Raw genomic sequence first — 18,488 nt, forward strand, 5'->3', positions numbered from 1 at the left:
ATCCGATCAGCTCCAACTGCTTCGCGCAGTTGTCGAATCGGGTGTGCGGCCGCGCTGGTTTTTAAAAACGACTACCAGGATCATTGAATGTCACAACGTGTATCGCTACTTTTCGGTGTGCATGCGCACCAGCCCGTCGGTAATTTCCCCGAAGTGCTCGAAGACGCGCATCTGCGCTGTTACAAACCGTTTCTGCAAGTACTTTACCGCTATCCGGATTTCCGTTTTTCCGTGCACTTTTCCGGCTGGCTGCTCGATTACCTGTTGCAGCGTTTTCCCGATGATATGGTATTACTGCACGAAATGGTCGCGCGGCGGCAAGTGGAGTTATTCGGCGCGGGTGACACCGAACCGGTGCTGGCAGTCATTCCCAATCGCGACCGCACCGGGCAGATTGACGCCTTCTCCAATAAACTGGCGGCAAAATTCGGTCAACGCCCGCAAGGCGCATGGCTCACCGAACGCGTGTGGGAATCCACCGTTGTTCCTTCGCTGGCGGATTGCGGCATCCGTTATGTCACCGTGGATGACTACCATTTTCTCTGTGCTGGCAAAACACCGGAGGAATTGAACGGTTACTTCACCACCGAAGAAGATTCCCATAAGCTCGATTTATTCCCGATTTCCGAATCGCTGCGCTACAAAATTCCGTTTTCCCCGGTCGAGGAAACCATCGCTTATCTGGAATCACTCGCCGATCAGCATTCGCAAAACACCCGCGCGGCGGCGATTTATTTTGATGACATCGAAAAATTCGGCATCTGGCCGGAAACTTACCAGTGGGTATACGAAAAAGGCTGGCTTGAACGTTTCATTCAGGGCGTGCTCGCTTCAAACAAAATCAGCACGCAGCACTACAGCGAATATCACGCCAGCGAAAAAACCCGTGGCATCGTTTATCTGCCCACGGTTTCGTACATTGAAATGAACGAATGGACTTTGCCCGCGCAATCCGCCAATACCTACGCGGATCTAGTACAGCAAGCCAAAACCAGCGGCTGGTACGAACACAAAAAAGCGTTCTTACGCGGTGGTATCTGGAAAAACTTCTTCTCGCGCTACCCGGAATCCAACTGGATGCATAAGCGCATGCTGAGTCTATCCGCGCGATTGAATGCACTGCCGGAAAAGCATCGCAGCGCGCTGATGCAACAAAAGCTTTATGAATCGCAGGCCAACGATGCTTACTGGCACGGTCTATTCGGCGGGCTGTACCTGCCGCATCTGCGCCGCGCCGTCTACAACGCACTGGTTGAATTGGAAGCATTGCTCGATGCCTGCGCGCCGCGCGCAGCCTATTTCACCGAAGACACCGATCTGGATGGCGTGGAAGAAACTTATTTGCACAATGGCATTCTGCAAGCCGTGCTGAAACTCGATTGCTTCGCCAGCATTTGCGAGCTGGATGCCTATCCGCTCCGGCATAACTTTGGTGATACCCTGCGCTGCCAGGTCGAACATTATTATCAGAAAATTCAACCGGGCGCGGGTGCTCCATCCAGCCTCACCGCCAGCGGCATCGCCTCCGCGCATGACAGAATCAGCTATAAACATGAAATCAGCGCCGAAGACATTGTGCCGGACGATCATCCGCGCAATCTATTCGTCGATCGCCTGGACGGGATGTTCATCACCTACCGGTCTTTGGCTTCAGCACTTGAAAACAACCACTTCCAGTCGGAAAACACCGCGTATCCGGTACATAAACTGATTATGCTGGACAACAACCGGCTACAAGTCACTTATCATTTCACCGCCAAGCTGGCGCACAGCTTCAGCACTGAAATCAATCTGGCCATGCCGAGCTGCGACGGTGTCGGCGGACGCTATATTTATCAGGGTAAAATTCCCGGCGGCTTTGGCCAGTGGCTCGAACTGACCGGCTTATCCGAACTCACCCTGGATGATGACACTTTGGACGGCAGTGTCACACTGACGACATCTCATCCGGTTACATTACGTGCACACCCGCATTTCTCGGTGTCGCAATCCGAGAGCGGCTTTGAAAAAATCATGCAGGCAACGACGCTTATCCTGGAATGGCCAGTCACGGCACCGGAATTGATCGTCACGTTGCAAATTAATACACGCAAACCGTAATCAATGAATCGGCAATCTGCACAACCCATCATTCTCAGCAACTAAAACATCATGCCATCCCTTACGCAATCACCCGCTTGGCTTGCTTTACAGGCACATCAATCCGTCATGGCGCAACAGCATTTGCGCAGTTTATTCCAGCAAGATCCGCAGCGTTTTGAGAAATTCTCGCTGCTGTTCAACGATATTTTGCTCGATTACTCAAAGCAGCCGGTCAATCAGGAAACGGTCAATCTGCTGCTGGCACTGGCGCGGCAGCAAAAACTGAACGATTGGATCGGGCGCATGTTTGCGGGAGAAAAAATCAACTCGACCGAACAGCGCGCCGCATTGCATATCGCCTTACGCAGCGAGCAGCCGGTTCATGTGGATGGCATCGACGTGTTGCCGGAAGTCAAACGCGTGTTGAAACAAATGGAGCGCTTCACCATCGCGGTGCACAGCGGCGCGCGTAGAGGCTACACCGGCAAAATGTTCACCGATATCGTCAACATTGGCATCGGCGGCTCGGATCTCGGCCCGGTGATGGTGACCGAAGCGCTCAAGCCTCACCAGCTCAGCAGCATCACACCGCATTTCATTTCCAATATCGATGGCGCGCAATTATCCGCCACGTTGTGCCATCTCAATCCTGAAACAACTTTGTTCATCATCGCCTCGAAAACCTTTACCACGCAGGAAACGCTCACCAATGCGCACGCCGCGCGTACCTGGTTTCTGGCGCATGGCGGCGGCGAGCAGGACATCGCACAGCACTTTGTCGCGGTATCGACCAATCGCACCGCCGTGGAAAAATTCGGTATCGATCCGGATAACATGTTTGAATTCTGGGATTGGGTCGGCGGGCGTTATTCGTTGTGGTCGGCGATCGGCTTGCCGATTGCACTCGCCGCGGGCATGGACAACTTTTATGCGTTGCTCGCCGGTGCGCGCGCGATGGATCAACACTTCGCCACGGCGCCGCTGGAAAAAAACCTGCCCGTGATGCTCGGTCTGATCGGTATCTGGCAAATCAATTTTTTCGCCACATCATCCCATGCAGTATTGCCGTACGATCAATCGCTGCATCGCTTTTCCGCTTATTTGCAGCAACTGGAAATGGAAAGCAACGGCAAGCGCATCACCCGTGACGGTGAGGCGGTCGATTACGCCACTGGCGCGGTCGTCTGGGGTGAACCTGGCACCAATGGCCAGCATGCGTTCTATCAATTATTGCATCAGGGCACGCAAACCGTTTCCGCCGATTTTCTGGCGCCTTGCCAGAGTCATTATCCGGTGGGCGATCACCATCGCATGCTGTTGGCGAATTTCTTTGCCCAAACGGAAGCCCTGATGACCGGCAAGAATGCGCAGGAAGTCCGCGCCGAGCTCGCCGCACTGGGCATGAACGCGGATGCCTTGGAACAATTGCTGCCGCACAAAATTTTTCCCGGCAACCGCCCGACCACGTCAATTCTGTTCAAAAAACTCGATCCTGAAACGCTGGGAGCATTGATTGCCCTGTATGAACATAAAGTGTTCGTGCAAAGCGTGATCTGGAATATCAATCCATTCGACCAATGGGGCGTGGAACTGGGCAAGCAGCTGGCCGGAAAAATCCTGGCCGAACTGCAACAAGACGGTGCCGTGACTTCGCATGACGCATCCACCAACGGCTTGATCGGTTACTTCAAGGCCAATCAGTAGACAATCCTCATGCCTTCACCGCAAGAACTGCGTGTTCTATTCATCACGCCGGAAGTTTTTCCACTCTGCAAAACCGGCGGCTTAGGCGATGTCAGCGCGGCATTGCCCGCCGCGTTACGCGCGTTGCATACCGATGTGCGGCTGCTGCTGCCGGGTTACCCGCAAGTGCTCGCTGGAGTTAAATACAAATCCAAAGTCGCCGAGTTCACGGCACTGCCGCAATTCCCTCCCGCCACCTTGCTGTCGGCACGGCTTTCGCTAAGCAAAGCCGAGCACATTCCGGTTTTTGTCATCGATTGCCCTGGATTGTATAACCGCGATGGCGGGCCTTACATGGATGAATTCGGACGCGACTGGCCGGACAATGCGCTGCGTTTCGGCTTACTGTCGAGAATCGGCGCTATTTTGGCCAGCGATGCCAGTCCGATCGCCTGGCGCCCGCACATTGCGCACTGCAACGACTGGCAAAGCGGTCTCACGCCCGCTTACCTGCATTTTCACCCCGGTAAAAAAGCCGCCACGTTGATGACAATCCATAACCTCGCATTCCAGGGTGTTTTCCCGCCCGGCAGCGTGGTGCAACTGGGATTGCCGCCGCACAGTTTCGCTATCAACGGCGTGGAATATTACGGCAATCTATCGTTTCTCAAAGCAGGGCTTTTTTATGCCAATCACATCACCACGGTCAGCCCAAACTACGCAGAGGAAATCCAAGCGCAAACGTTGGGATTCGGCTTGCAAGGATTACTGGCCGCGCGCCGCAGCCATTTGACCGGAATCGTGAATGGCATTGACGTCAACGAGTGGGATCCCGCGGCCGACCGGTATCTGGTCAAAAACTACAGCAGTAAAAAACTCGCGGATAAAGCGCTCAACAAGAGCGCATTGCAACAGCAGATGGAACTGACGGTAAATGCCGAGATCCCGCTATTCGGTGTGATCAGCCGCTTGAGCCACCAGAAAGGAATCGATGTGCTGATCGAGATAGCGCCGCAACTGGTAAAAATCCCCGCGCAACTGATCGTGCTCGGCAGCGACCAAGCACAATTGGAACATCAGCTGTCGATGCTGGCGCAGGCTCATCCCGGCGCCATCGCCGTGCGCATCGGCTTTAACGAGGCGCTATCGCATTTGATCGGAGCCGGCGCGGATTGCTTCCTGATGCCGTCACGCTTTGAACCGTGCGGCCTGAATCAAATGTACAGCCAGCGTTACGGCACGCCGCCTGTAGTACATGCAACCGGCGGCCTGCTCGACACCGTAGTCGACTGCACACCGCAAGCCCTGGCCAATGGCAGTGCCAGCGGATTTGTATTCGACACGATGAGCGCGGAGCATCTATTTGCCACTATCAAACGCGCGGCAGCGGCTTATCATGACAAAAAAATCTGGCATCGCTTGCAGAAAAACGGCATGGCAAAAGACTTCAGCTGGCATACCAGCGCAACGGCTTACCGGGAAATCTATTTGTCGTTGTTATCCTGATTCCAGGATTCCGGTGTTCCCATGTCTTGATTTCCCGGATCTGACGAAGCATTGTGCGCATCCCGGGCTATTGGGATTTGGAACCCCCCAGGCATGGCGGCGAATCATTACGTGTTCCACTCTTTTCAAACCATTCGTCCATCGTCATAGTGTGCAGAACAAGCGCATGGATCGATTGCGCCAGCTCATCAGCCAGAATTTTATTCACCATCCGGTGACGCGCTAAAAGCATTTTTCCCTGAAATGCATCGGAAACGACCGTCACCTTGAAATGGGATTCGGATCCTGCCGGTACATTGTGCCGGTGGCTTTCATTAACCACTTCCAGAAACTGCGGTTGCAGTGATTGCAGTTTGGTTTCGATCGAATTCTTAATATTCACAGTACGGTCACTCCCTTATCACGCAGCGCGGATTCCAATACACAAAGTCCGTCAGTCTACCGCGATTCGCCCATCTTGTTCAGCTTTGCGCGTGTCATTTACCTTGTTCGATATTTATGGAGTTACATGTTTTTTCTCCCTGAGAAAATAATTGAAATCAGGAATTTCTCCTGAAAACTTTTCAGCCGCAACCGGATAGTTGCAACCCGAGCGTGAATTACTTATTCCACTGCCCGAAAGTTACATTACAATCATCCCTGAATCGCATCTGTGCTGTAACGCAGATAAACACGGGACAGAATCACAAAAACCGGTTAATCCACTCCCAACACACCGTATCAAAGCTATGCGGCAGATCGGCCCGCGCTGAGAAATGCCGCACAGCCTGGAGCCTTCTATACAACCTCACGATAAGGAATGTCCATGAAAAACCGGATCGCTGTTCTGTTTGCCCTATCCGCCATCACCCTCGCAGCTTGTAGTTCGCATCCGCTGGAAGCTCCATCGCCTCCGGCCTATGTCAGCCCGGTGCCGGATAACTGGCCGCAGGCGCAAGCCAAAATAGTGCAGAAAAAGGCGGACTATCTCGAGTCGCATCAGGTCGCTTACGACTGGTTTGGCAATTTTGCTTTCAGTGAAGCCGACGGCATTCCCTATCTGGTCTTGAAGCTATTACCGAAACTCGCGCCGGAACTATGGGGCAGCGAAGAGAATTTTCTCGATGCGGTCGGCTTGTTCATCGACGAACGGCAAAAAACTTTCCCGGCCGCGCGTGGTATCGGTTTTAGCGGCTTATCGCGGGCTGAAGCGCAAGGCAACATCGACTACGCTTCGTTCACTTGCGGCGCCTGCCACATTGGTCGCGTACGGCTGGAAAACGGGCAAATGGATTACCTCGACGGCGGGGTGAATGCTTCGTTCAACATTGTGCAGTTCCGCGTCAAGGCATACCAAACCCTGCAAAAAGCCTACGGAGGCAAAACCGGTGATGACCGCTACGCCGTGTTAACGCAGAAGCTGCTGGAGGCATTGGATACCACGCACCAGCAAAACCCGAATTACTTTTACAACAATTACCAGTCCGCGGGCAGAAACTTTGACGCGAATTACGAAGCGGCGCAGGTCGCGCTGTTCAAGAAAACCGCCGGGGAAACGGTGAAAAAATATGCGCAGCGCGTCGAAGCCGAATACGAAGGCTTTGGTGCTCTAGTCGCTAAAAACTACCCCGGCCTTGAATCCGCGATGATCGCTGGTTTCCCCGGCATGGCCGACGCCACTGGCTTGAGCGCGATCAATGGCTATATCGGTTTGCGCAGCACACCGATACTGAAATGGTTTGCCGGTATCGTCCTGCCGCCGGAGCCGGGCATTACCGATTTCATGTCGGTCTGGGAGCAAGACAAACGCCTCGCCAGCTGGGATGAAAGCCATAAACGGCTGATCAACGGCGGCGGGCAATGGAACGGCAATATACCGATGCCAATTTACCGCAACCTGGTCGCCATGCTGACGCTGGGCTTGGAACAAACCGACGTGCGCGTCGCCGCATTCGCCGAGGAATTGCTCGACGGCCTGCCCGCCAGCCCTTATCCTTTTGCAGTCGATGTTGCATTAGCTAAAAAGGGACAGGATTTATTCGCCGAACACTGCGCCGATTGCCATCAGCCGAAAAACGGCAAGGTCTACGACAACCTCGGCACCAGCATGAAACGGGCTTACGTGGTCGGTGCAGTGCTAAACTACGCTGCGCGCAAGGGGTTGTACGACAACTGCTCCCCGGATACCACCATCCGGCTGTACAACAAAGACATCAAGCCTTGCGCCGAGTTTGACGGCGTCTCGCTGGCCGGTAAAAAAGACTTGCTGATGTCGCCCAACAGCGAACACCACGGCTACAATGCGCGGCCGTTGAGCGGTGTGTGGGCGCAAGCGCCGTATTTGCACAACGGCACGGTGCCGACGGTTTACCATCTGCTGGTACCGGACGAACGCCCAGCCAGTTTTATCAAAAGCCGCCTCGATTACGACCAAAAACTGCTCGGTTTCTCCTGGAACTCGCAACAGACAAGCGGTAAAGAAGAAGGCTATATGTTCCAGACCAACGCGGTTCTCGCGCTGAGCAACAAAGGTCACGACAAGGATATCGTGGAAGGCAAGAAAACCTACCGCCTCAACTGGTCCGGCGACAAGGACGGCGCGTTTGCGATCATTGAGTATTTAAAAACTTTGTAACGCTCAGCAAAAGGAGGAATCATCATGGCCAGCCCTTTAATTCAACCATATTTGATGTTCGGCGGGCGCTGCGAAGAAGCGCTCGAATTCTACCGCAGCGCACTCGACGCGCAGGTCGACATGCTGATGCGCTTCAGCGAAAGCCCCGATCCCACGCCGCCCGGCATGCTGCCGCCAGGTTTTGAAAACAAGGTCATGCACGCCAGTTTCCGCATCGCCGGTAATGTACTGATGGCTTCGGACGGCTGCGAAGTCGGAGCGCAATTCAAAGGCTTTTCGCTGTCGATCTCGGTCGCCACCGAAGCCGAAGCGGATCATTATTTTACCGCGCTGTCCGACGGCGGCCAGGTGCAAATGCCGCTGACCAAAACTTTCTGGTCGCCGCGCTTTGGCATGCTCACCGACCGCTTCGGTATCGCCTGGATGATCAACGTCGTCGGCGACGAACACGCCGCATGAATTCCCGCATCTTGGCCGCAGCCGTCACTACTGCCGCTCTGACAGTTGCAACCGGCTGCGCTACTCAGCAACTCTACTCCACCGGCCAAGCGTGGCAACGCAACCAATGCACCCGGCTGGTGGATCAGCAGGAACGCGAACGCTGCATGGCCAATGCAGGCGCTTCTTATGAAACTTATAAGAAACAGTCCGATCTGGAAAACACGCCAGGAAAGTAACGATCCGGTAGCCGGACACTTCCTGTTCATAGACGAAACCTTCAAGGAGATTCCCATGGATCAAAAGGTATACAAGGGCAATTGTTTTTGCGGCGCGGTTGAGTTCACCGTAACCGGTGAGCCGGATGCGATGGGCTATTGTCACTGCGAATCCTGCCGGCACTGGTCTGCCGGTCCGGTCAATGCTTTTACGCTATGGCAGCCCGCAGCAATGCAAATCACGCGCGGCGCAGAAAACATCGGCATCTACAACAAAACACCGCAAAGTGCCCGCAAATGGTGCAAAACATGCGGCGGCCACATTTATTCCGAGCATCCCGGCTGGAATCTCATCGATATATTTGCCCCCATCCTGCAGAATTTTTCGTTCCAACCGGCCATTCACGTGCATTACCAGGAATCCGTGTTGCGCATCGCAGACGGATTACCCAAGATGAAAGACGTTCCGAAGGAAATGGGCGGCTCGGGTATCAGCATCGCGGAATAAAATCCGGTTTTAGCGTTGAAGGACATGACTCTGAATTTTGAAACAATGACCGAACAGCAGATTCTGGCGATCGCCGATCCAATCATGGATAACTTGATGGAAGCCTCAACGCAGCACGATCACGCCCGGCATGTCCGCGACTTCACTGACCGGCTGAAAGCCATCGTCACGCCGGATTACTTGGCATGCGTCTGCCAGCAATACCAAGCGGAAAAAGGCTACTTCGCCACCCGCACTCCCATCGCCATCCTGCGCCGTCCGGACTCGGCGGCGATTCTGTGGAAACAACACTTCACGAAAGCACCCGGCGAGTTTGTCGCGGAAATGGTGCTGGTGTATCGGGATGGCCAGTATTTAGTGGATCATGTGATGGTGTTTTGAGGGTTTGGTTGATAATTGGCTACGTGAAAATTGCTAGGATGAAAGCTGAAGAAATATTTCCCTCAATAAAAAGAAGTCATGAAAAACTGAAGAATGGATCATATTTTTGATGTAATAAATTGTGTCATTTTAGAAAGCTAACTTTAATTAAACCCAAACCACCATGCCTAGATACAACTGGTCTATGCTTAATAAACAGCAAGTTGGCACGTACTTCGAGTACTTTGTAAAGATGGAACTCACGATGTTTGGCTTTGAAGTCTTTACCACTGAAGTCGACGACAGAGGGATCGATTTCATTGCAAGACGAAGCCCAGGTTCATTCATCGAAATCCAAGCCAAGGCGATTCGAACCTACAACTACGTCTTCATGCGAAAAGACCACTTCGATCCGCGAGCTTCACTCTATGTTGCGTTAGGTCTCTTGCATGAAGGCAGAGAACCTGAGTCCTATCTCATTCCGTCTACGGTCTGGCTTCAACCAAATGAGATCTTTGTAAGTCGTGACTATAATAAGCCGGGACAGAAGAGTGCTCCAGAATGGGGAATCAATATGTCAATGAAGAATCTTCCCGCCTTGCAATCATATAGGTTTGAATCCACGCTTAAACAACTATGAGAACCTGACACCTAACTCGACGCTAAACAAGATTTTCGTATACCGATTCACCATGAACCGATGGAATATCCCCGACTGGTTGGAAAAGGAAGTCATTGCAAGAGATGAATGCTGTGTTTATTGCGGCGTTCAGTTCGGATCGTGCGGCACCAGAAAATCAAAAGCTTCATGGGAACACATCATTAACGATGCACGGATTGTGACAAGAGAAAACATTGCTCTTTGTTGCGTTTCCTGCAATGCAAGCAAAGGAACGAAGCTGCTGGCTGACTGGATTACATCGCCCTACTGCCAGAACAAAAACATTACCTCGAGATCGGTTGCTGACGTTGTCAAACGAGTTCTTGTGAAATCGCAGTGATATGTAAAACAATCATCTGATCAAATATCGCTATACAACCTTTTCAAAGCCAATAAGAACACAACATCTACCGATGCCGAGGAAAGCCATGGCTATGCCCCCCACCGCCACGCCCCTTACCGAATAATATCGCAACGGCGACAAGCGCAACGATAGCAACACCGGCGACTACTTTTCTCCAGTCAACAACGGTTTTATAGAGCTGAAAATCCTCGCGCCAGCGCATGCGTTGCCAGATTTCATCCGTGGCCAGTGCGTGGGGTTGGCCGATGGCATCCGGCGTGACGGTAATTTTTTGATCCGCCCGGACAACCACGAATTGCCCGGTATCCTCCCGCGTCATCACTTCAATCGTGCCGCTGAGCACCATAATGCTGGTTTGCTGTTGCGACACGTTGATTTGCAGGACTGCGTTTTGGGCTTGTATCCTGGCATGCAGTGTCTCGATGTCGTGCAGACAACTCGATGTGTCCGCGTACGCTTTGCCGGCATTGAACCTGTCGATGCGTATCGAGCAGGTTGAGTCCGATGCTTTGAATTCAATGCGCGCGCCGCTTTGCATTCCCGAGCTTATGAACGCGTTATTCTTTACCGGCGCGGAAACTTTTACTTGATCGCCATTCAGCAGCACATTTTTACCCGATGCATAGAGCGTTCCGATGACGGCATCGCTTGCACCGGCGTTGCGATGAAAGCGAACTCCCATATTCTCGTCTTGCTCCCAGAAACCGCTACTTTCCGCAAAATTCCTATCCTGAATCGGTACAGTTTTACAACCGAAAAGCAGCAGAACGGCTAACACAAGAAACAACCAAGTTTGAATGTGCACACCCGGTGCGCCTAGCTTGCAAAGGAATGGCTCGATTCTTGCAATGCTCATTTTGCTTCTCCTTTCAGTCGTACTTTCCGCACGAATTGCCGATGAGATCACTGTAGTGTGAATTGTCTGAATCGAGACTGAATGGCGAAGAAAGTAAAAAGTTGTCATTCGCCCTACTTGCCGCAGCATGCGATAAAACCCCTATCTTGTACTATAATGCCCCACTACCCGGAAATTCATATCCTTATCAAACGAAAGCCATGAACACCACAGACATCAAAAGTTACATGCAAGCCGTCGGACAGGAAGCGCGCGCCGCGTCACGTCTGGTTGCGAAAGCGGATACGGCGGCGAAGAATCGCGCGCTGACGGCGATGGCCGATGCTATCCGGCGCGACGAAGCGCTGTTGCTGGCGGCCAATGCTAAGGATTTAGACAATGCGCGCGCCAAGGGCTTGGAGGCGTCGATGATCGACCGTCTGACGTTGTCGGCCAAAGGCGTGGTGACGATGGCGGAGGGTTTGTTGCAGATTGCCGCGCTGGCCGATCCGGTGGGCGAGATCAGCGGATTAAATTACCGCCCGTCCGGCATTCAGGTGGGGAAAATGCGTGTGCCGCTGGGTGTCATTGGCATCATTTACGAAGCACGTCCGAACGTTACCGCCGATGCCGCAGGGTTATGCCTAAAAGCAGGCAATGCGGCGATTTTGCGCGGTGGCTCAGAGGCGATTCACAGCAATCAGGCGATTGCCGCGTGCGTCAAGGAGGGTTTGCGTTCAGCCGGTTTGCCGGAAAGCGCGGTGCAAGTGATCGAAACCACCGACCGCGCGGCGGTGGGTGAGCTGATTACCATGAAGGATTTCGTCGATGTCATCGTACCGCGCGGCGGCAAGGGCCTGATCGAACGCATCGCCAACGAAGCGCGCATCCCGGTGATCAAGCACTTGGACGGCGTTTGCCATGTCTACATCGACGATCAGGCGGATCTCGACAAAGCGATCCGCATCGCCGACAACGCCAAAACGCAGCGCTACGGCACATGCAACACGATGGAAACATTGCTGATCCACGAAGGCATCGCAGAGAAAATCCTGCCCGCGTTGAGCAAGATTTATTTCGACAAAGGCGTTGAATTGCGCGGCGACACGGCGGCGCGCGGCATCGTTGCTCAAATCAAGGAAGCCACGGAACAGGATTGGTACGAGGAATATCTCGCGCCGATTCTCAGCATCCGCGTTGTCGACGGATTAGATCAGGCGATCGATCACATCACCAAGTACGGTTCGCAGCACACCGACGCGATCGTCACGGAAAATTACACGCGCGCACGCCGTTTTCTGCGCGAAGTCGATTCCAGCTCGGTGATGGTGAATACCACCACGCGCTTTGCCGATGGATTTGAATATGGTCTAGGTGCTGAAATCGGCATTTCAACCGACAAAATCCACGCACGCGGCCCAGTCGGTCTGGAAGGATTGACCAGCCAGAAATTTATCGTGCTGGGCGACGGCCAGCTGCGGCAGTAACCCGCTGCCAGCCGGTTTGATAATGCGTAAACCAATGCTCATTGCAGCCAAAGGATGTCATGACGCAAGTTGTTGAAATAAAAATTCCCGATATCGGCGATTTCAAGGATGTTCCGGTCATCGAAGTGCTCGTTGCACCCGGTGACAAAGTTGAGAAGGAAACTTCGCTCATCACGCTGGAAACCGAAAAAGCTTCGCTGGAAGTGCCCTCGCCGCAAGCCGGGGTGGTGCAAGACATTAAGGTCAAAGTCGGCGATAAGGTATCGGAAGGAACTGTCATCCTGACGTTGGCAGCCACAGAGCAATCCACGCAAACGGCGCATACCCAGACGACAACAAGCGCAGCGGCGGAAAAAAATGCGCCATCCGCACCCGTTGCCGCAACACCTGCCGCACCCACGCAACCCGTCGGACCAAGCGACATGCACGCCGATGTCGTGGTGCTCGGCGCGGGACCGGGCGGTTATACCGCCGCTTTCCGCGCAGCCGATCTGGGCAAGAAAGTCATTTTGATCGAACGTTATCCAACACTCGGCGGCGTGTGCCTGAATGTCGGCTGCATTCCGTCGAAAGCATTGCTGCACGCGGCAAAAGTCATCACCGATGCGGACGAAGCGGCAGCGCACGGTATCGTGTTCAGCAAAGCGCAAGTCGATCTCGACAAGCTGCGTGGCTGGAAAGAATCGGTCATCACCAAGCTGACCAAGGGACTGAAAGCGCTCGCCAAGCAGCGCAAAGTCGAGGTTGTGCACGGCAACGGAAAGTTTGTCACAGACCACAGCATTCAGGTGGAAACAGCAGAAGGATCGAAAACAATTTCTTTCGAGCACTGCATCATCGCCGCCGGTTCCAGCGTCACGCGTATTCCCGGTTTTCCTTATGACGATCCGCGCCTGATCGATTCCACCGGCGCGCTGGCGCTGAGCGATGTGCCGCAGCGCATGCTGATTATCGGCGGCGGCATCATCGGCCTGGAAATGGCCACGGTTTATTCCGCGCTGGGCAGCAAAATCAGCGTGGTGGAATGGATGGATCAGTTGATTCCGGGCGCCGATCCGGATCTGGTCAAGCCGCTGCACCGCCGTATCGGCAAACGCTACGAAGCAATTTATCTAAAAACCAAAGTCACCCAAATAGAAGCCGTCGAAGCCGGGCTAACCGTTACTTTCGAGGGCGACAAAGCACCGCAGCCGCAAACGTATGATCGCATTCTGCTGGCGGTTGGTCGCCGTCCCAATGGGCGCGAAATTGGCGCCGAAGCAATCGGTATTCAGATCAACGAGCGCGGATTTATCCCGGTGGATCAGCAGATGCGTACCAATCTGCCGCATATCTTCGCCATCGGCGATATCGCCGGTGAACCGATGCTGGCACACAAAGCCACGTACGAAGGCAAGCTGGCTGCCGAAGTAATCGCCGGACATAAAGTAGCCTTCGACGCACGCACCATCCCGTCAGTCGCCTATACCGATCCGGAAATCGCCTGGATGGGATTGACCGAGAAAGAGGCGATCAAACAAGGTATCGATTTCGAAAAAGCCGTTTTCCCGTGGGCCGCCAGCGGGCGCGCCATTTCGATGGCACGGGAAGAAGGGTTGACGCAACTGCTGCTGGATAAAACCACGCGCCGGATACTCGGCGCTGGCATGACCGGCATCAACGCCGGTGAATTGATTGCCGAAACCGTACTGGCGCTGGAGATGGGCGCGGACATGCAGGATCTCAGCCTGACCATCCATCCGCATCCGACGCTATCGGAAACCGTGCTGTTTGCTGCGGAGATGGCGGAAGGAACTATTACCGACCTTTTCCTACCCAAGAAATAGCCTTCTGCACCGGCATTGACTTCCCGTTCCGATCCAATAATGAATTCTTACTTGTTACCGCATTGATCATGATTTCAAAAAAAACCTTTCTGCTTTTATCCGCATGGCTGATGGTCTTAACCGGATTCATCGGTCAGGCATGGGCAACGCATATATCCCAGCCCATTCTGATCGATCCCAAGACGCAGTACGCCGCCGGTGAAACCGTCATTCTGCACGGCAGGGTGGACTACAACGAACAACCGGCACCCGATGTTTTGCTCAACTTTAAATTAACCCGCGCTGACGGATCGGTAGCTGCAGATCAGTCCTATCCGAGCGATCAAAACGGGCTGTTTGAATTCAAATTCGATACCCGCAACGAAAAAGCAGGGAACTATCAATTTACCGTGACATCACACTGCCTGGAAATTCACCGCTACGCCTGCACGTACAAAAACCAGATCTTATCTATCCATCTACAATAACAGAGCACACAATTATCTTGCCGGACGAACCGCTGTATCGCTTTATTGGCGGACATTGCAATGAGGCATCTGGCACAACCGGCCCGCTTTGCGGGTACCATTTATTCAGCAGTAATGCCATACTCTCGAAGAATTAGAAAAACACGGTCATGAGAATCGCTCATTTATACAACTTCACTCAAATTTCCGGTCATTGCTTAATCATACTGCTCGCGTGCTTCATGCTATCCGCTTGCAATCCGCAGACCGATCAATTATCGGAACGCGAAGCCCGCGTCAATGCGCGCGAATCCGAACTGGTCACATTGTTCGCCGAACTGGTCGAGCTGAAAAAATCGCTGGAAAAAGATCAACCGGACAAACATTCCGTTGGCGAAAACAATCCTCGCGCCCCCAATGCGGATGGCTGCGTTTGCGAGAATACGGAAGCATCCTCTGTTCTGAAAGACACCGGAAAAATCGACGCAAAAACCGTGCTGGGCGGCATAGAAATGGTTCATCTTGATCCGCCGGGCCTTGAATTCAGCGCACGTATCGATACCGGCGCGCAAACATCGTCGTTAAATGCGCTGGATATTGTCGAATTCGAACGGGATGGAAAACCCTTTGTAAAATTCAATTTAATTCACCCCCAAACTGGGGAGAAAATAGAACTCACCCGGCGTCTGCGCCGTTACGCGCGCGTCAAGGAGCTGAGAAGCCAAGAATCGCAGCGGCGTCCGGTGGTCAGAATGCGCGTGATACTGGCCGATATTGATGAGCAAATCAATTTCACCTTGGAAAATCGCAGCCGGTTTAAACACCAGGTGCTGATCGGACGCAACTTGCTGCAAGATCTGGCCATTGTCGATGTCAGCAAGAAACCCGATTCCGTTACAGCCGATAATTCCGCAGACGCCACGACAAAATAATGTATGCAAAATTAAGACTCTATATTGTAGTCATCCTGCTCCTGGGATTTGGGATCGGCTTGACCTTGTACAAGCATTTCGCTTTGGGGTTTCCGTTATCGCCGGATGACAAAAAATCGGTTTGGACCATCGAAGCCAGAATCGATTTTGTTGCACGCGGCGATCCCGTGATCGTTTCCTTCGCACTGCCGCCGGAAACACCGGATGTTGTTTTCATGGAAGAGGATTTCGCTTCATCCGATTACGGCTTCAGCGAATTGACTTCGCCATCCGGACGGCGTGCACAGTGGAGCAAGCGGGTGGCATCCGGCTTGCAGACGGCTTATTATCGCCTGAGCATGTACGAAACCGGACAGATCGCTCATCCGGCTATGGCGGCGGACCTTCCGTCCGAACCGGAGAAGCCCGAATTTGACGAGGTGCTGAAAACTGCGGCCACTACATTACTGGATCAGGTACGCAGCAAATCCGCCAACACCGAAATTTTTACCCGAGAACTAATCACCACATTAAATTCCAAAGCGCCCAGCCAGAACCTGAGTCTGCTGATCAATGAACAATCCAGCGAAGATTACAAAACGCACTTGATCATCAACTTGCTGGCATTGGAAGGTATCAGTGCGCGCATTGTGCGCGGCCTGTACTTGGAAGATGGCCGCCGCAGACAGTCGCTGACCAATTTTGTGGAAGTGTATATTGGCAACGAATGGCTGTTATTCAACCAAAACTCGGGAAAAAGCGGAAAACCGAAAAAATTTCTGGTTTGGCAACGCGGCGACCAATCCCTGCTGGATGTGGTCGGCGGCAAAAACTCGCAGATATCCTTTTCCATCATCCGCAATGTTCATTCCACCCGGGATCTGGTAGTACGCGACAGCATGAACAAGCAGGCCGGTATCATCGACTTTTCCATTTACAGCTTGCCGATCGAGCAACAGAACGCGTTCAAAATGATTTTGCTGTTGCCGATCGGTGCATTGATTGTGGTGATCATGCGTTTGCTGGTCGGTCTCCGCACGTCCGGCACGTTCATGCCGATCCTGATTGCACTGGCGCTGATACAAACCACGTTGCTCACCGGCATCATCATTTTTCTCACTGTGGTCGGCACGGGATTGCTGATCCGGTCTTACTTGTCACGCTTGAATTTATTGTTTGTTGCGCGAATCTCAGCGGTAATCATCGTCGTCATCGCCATTATGGCGAGCATCAGCATCCTCAGTAACAAACTCGGGCTCGATCAGGCCATGACCGTGACTTTCTTCCCGATGATCATTTTGGCATGGACCATTGAGCGCATGTCGGTGCTGTGGGAGGAAGACGGCCCCCGGGAGGTTTTCATCCAAGGCGGTGGCAGTTTGTTGACTGCGGTTATTGCTTATCTATTCATGACCAACCGGACGATTGAATACTTAACCTTCAATTTTCCCGAGCTGATGCTGGTCAATCTGGCACTGATCCTGATTCTCGGACAATATACCGGTTACCGGTTATCCGAGTTGTACCGTTTCCATGCCTTGGAACGACGCAATGTTGCTGGCAAGCGCTAAGAAACTCAGAAGTTTCGGCATCATCGGCATGAACCAAAGAAATTTTGGTTTGATCTCGCGCTATAACCCGCGCCACTTATATCCGCTGGTCGATGACAAGTTAAAAACCAAGCTGCTGGCACAAGAAGCGGGGATCACCGTGCCCAAATTGCTCGGTACCGTGCAGTATCAGCATGATGTGAAATCGCTGAAGGAAATACTGCATCCGTACAGCCAGTTCGTCATCAAACCGGTCAAGGGCAGCGGCGGTAAAGGTATTCTGGTGATTACCGAACATGACCATAATCTCTACTTCAAACCCAGCGGCGATGCAATGCAGCTGGCCGATATCGAGCGGCATGTATCGAATATTCTGAGCGGTTTGCATAGCCTGGGCGGCAAACCCGATACCGTGATGATCGAATCGCTGATCCAGCTTGACCCGGTTTTCTCCGACTACAGCTATGAAGGTATTCCTGATATCCGCATCATCGTGTTGCGCGGTTATCCCATCATGTCGATGTTACGCCTGACCACTCACACTTCCGATGGCAAGGCGAATCTGCATCAGGGCGCGGTTGGCGTTGGCATCGATATCGGAACAGGCCGCGCATTACACGCGGTGCAGTACGGCGAATCGGTCACGCACCATCCGGATACGCGCAAGACTTTTTCCGAATTGACCGTGCCGCATTGGGACAAGCTATTGCAATTGGCTGCTGCTTGTTATGAGATGACCGGTTTGGGCTATTTGGGTGCGGACTTGGTGTTGGATAGGGATCAAGGGCCGATGATCATCGAGCTCAACGCCCGCCCCGGGCTTGCCATTCAGGTGGCTAATCGCACCGGTCTAGCGCCGCGTGTTGCAGTCATCGAGGCGATCAAAACCATCGATCCCGATCCGCAATCCCGCGCCGCTTTTAGTAAGCGGCAATTCGCCTTCGATGCGGATATCCATCCACCCCGCTTGCTGCGTACCCGCAGCGATGACCGGTAACT

Annotated in this window: 17 protein-coding genes; 15 read left to right on the forward strand and 2 right to left on the reverse strand. The window is 53.1% G+C overall.

All coding sequences use genetic code 11. The features are described from left to right. Positions 1-87: 87 nt before the first annotated feature. The 3 genes from DU481_RS06830 to glgA are packed head-to-tail and all read left to right on the forward strand — an operon-like array spanning position 88 to position 5,271. Entirely contained in the window at positions 88-2,100 is a 2,013-nt protein-coding gene (locus DU481_RS06830) for an alpha-amylase/4-alpha-glucanotransferase domain-containing protein (RefSeq protein ID WP_350133465.1), read from the forward strand. A gap of 51 nt (positions 2,101-2,151) precedes the next feature. Then, positions 2,152-3,786, forward strand: a complete 1,635-nt coding sequence (gene pgi, locus DU481_RS06835) for a glucose-6-phosphate isomerase (RefSeq protein ID WP_350133466.1) — start codon at positions 2,152-2,154, stop codon at positions 3,784-3,786. Between the two features lie 9 nt (positions 3,787-3,795). Next, positions 3,796-5,271: a glycogen synthase GlgA gene (glgA, locus tag DU481_RS06840; protein ID WP_350133467.1), complete on the forward strand. Its 1,476-nt coding sequence runs from the start codon at positions 3,796-3,798 to the stop codon at positions 5,269-5,271. A 67-nt stretch (positions 5,272-5,338) separates the two neighbouring features. Here glgA and DU481_RS06845 read toward each other — a convergent pair whose 3' ends face one another. Next, positions 5,339-5,653, reverse strand: coding sequence for a BolA family protein (locus DU481_RS06845; protein ID WP_350133468.1), 315 nt, complete (start codon positions 5,651-5,653; stop codon positions 5,339-5,341). A 423-nt stretch (positions 5,654-6,076) separates the two neighbouring features. On the opposite strand from DU481_RS06845, the gene DU481_RS06850 reads away from it, so the two are divergent. The 6 genes from DU481_RS06850 (at position 6,077) to DU481_RS06875 (ending at position 10,049) form a co-directional block, all read left to right on the forward strand. After that, positions 6,077-7,885: a c-type cytochrome gene (locus tag DU481_RS06850; RefSeq protein ID WP_350133469.1), complete on the forward strand. Its 1,809-nt coding sequence runs from the start codon at positions 6,077-6,079 to the stop codon at positions 7,883-7,885. Between the two features lie 24 nt (positions 7,886-7,909). Continuing rightward, positions 7,910-8,344 (forward strand): VOC family protein, encoded by a 435-nt coding sequence (locus DU481_RS06855; protein WP_350133470.1) that lies wholly within the window; start codon positions 7,910-7,912, stop codon positions 8,342-8,344. Further along, entirely contained in the window at positions 8,341-8,562 is a 222-nt protein-coding gene (locus DU481_RS06860) for a hypothetical protein (protein WP_350133471.1), read from the forward strand. Before DU481_RS06855 ends, DU481_RS06860 begins: the two co-directional genes overlap by 4 nt. Continuing rightward, entirely contained in the window at positions 8,513-9,049 is a 537-nt protein-coding gene (locus tag DU481_RS06865; RefSeq protein ID WP_350133472.1) for a GFA family protein, read from the forward strand. The genes DU481_RS06860 and DU481_RS06865 overlap by 50 nt, the downstream gene beginning before the upstream one ends. Positions 9,050-9,073: 24 nt before the next feature. Then, positions 9,074-9,430: a hypothetical protein gene (locus DU481_RS06870; RefSeq protein ID WP_350133473.1), complete on the forward strand. Its 357-nt coding sequence runs from the start codon at positions 9,074-9,076 to the stop codon at positions 9,428-9,430. 244 nt (positions 9,431-9,674) lie between these two features. Next, positions 9,675-10,049, forward strand: coding sequence for a zinc-binding metallopeptidase family protein (locus DU481_RS06875; RefSeq protein ID WP_350113620.1), 375 nt, complete (start codon positions 9,675-9,677; stop codon positions 10,047-10,049). Positions 10,050-10,477: 428 nt separating this feature from the next. Here the strand turns inward: DU481_RS06875 and DU481_RS06880 are convergent, their stop codons facing one another. After that, a complete protein-coding gene (locus DU481_RS06880; protein ID WP_350133474.1) occupies positions 10,478-11,290 on the reverse strand; it encodes a hypothetical protein in 813 nt (270 codons plus the stop codon). 200 nt (positions 11,291-11,490) lie between these two features. Here DU481_RS06880 and DU481_RS06885 point away from each other — a divergent pair, with 200 nt between their 5' ends. From DU481_RS06885 to DU481_RS06910, 6 genes are all read left to right on the forward strand, one after another. After that, positions 11,491-12,756, forward strand: a complete 1,266-nt coding sequence (locus tag DU481_RS06885) for a glutamate-5-semialdehyde dehydrogenase (RefSeq protein ID WP_350133475.1) — start codon at positions 11,491-11,493, stop codon at positions 12,754-12,756. A gap of 59 nt (positions 12,757-12,815) precedes the next feature. Further along, entirely contained in the window at positions 12,816-14,582 is a 1,767-nt protein-coding gene (gene lpdA / locus DU481_RS06890) for a dihydrolipoyl dehydrogenase (RefSeq protein ID WP_350133476.1), read from the forward strand. A gap of 68 nt (positions 14,583-14,650) precedes the next feature. Continuing rightward, positions 14,651-15,049, forward strand: coding sequence for a hypothetical protein (locus DU481_RS06895; RefSeq protein WP_350133477.1), 399 nt, complete (start codon positions 14,651-14,653; stop codon positions 15,047-15,049). A gap of 149 nt (positions 15,050-15,198) precedes the next feature. Continuing rightward, positions 15,199-15,960, forward strand: a complete 762-nt coding sequence (locus tag DU481_RS06900; RefSeq protein WP_350133478.1) for an ATP-dependent zinc protease family protein — start codon at positions 15,199-15,201, stop codon at positions 15,958-15,960. Continuing rightward, the gene (locus DU481_RS06905) at positions 15,960-17,510 is read left to right on the forward strand and encodes an inactive transglutaminase family protein (RefSeq protein WP_350133479.1); all 1,551 of its coding nucleotides are present in this window, start codon (positions 15,960-15,962) and stop codon (positions 17,508-17,510) included. Before DU481_RS06900 ends, DU481_RS06905 begins: the two co-directional genes overlap by 1 nt. Then, positions 17,491-18,486, forward strand: coding sequence for an alpha-L-glutamate ligase-like protein (locus DU481_RS06910; protein WP_350133480.1), 996 nt, complete (start codon positions 17,491-17,493; stop codon positions 18,484-18,486). The genes DU481_RS06905 and DU481_RS06910 overlap by 20 nt, the downstream gene beginning before the upstream one ends. Positions 18,487-18,488 lie beyond the last annotated feature (2 nt).

The sequence above is a fragment of the Nitrosomonas sp. genome (assembly GCF_040240425.1).
Lineage (GTDB): Bacteria > Pseudomonadota > Gammaproteobacteria > Burkholderiales > Nitrosomonadaceae > Nitrosomonas.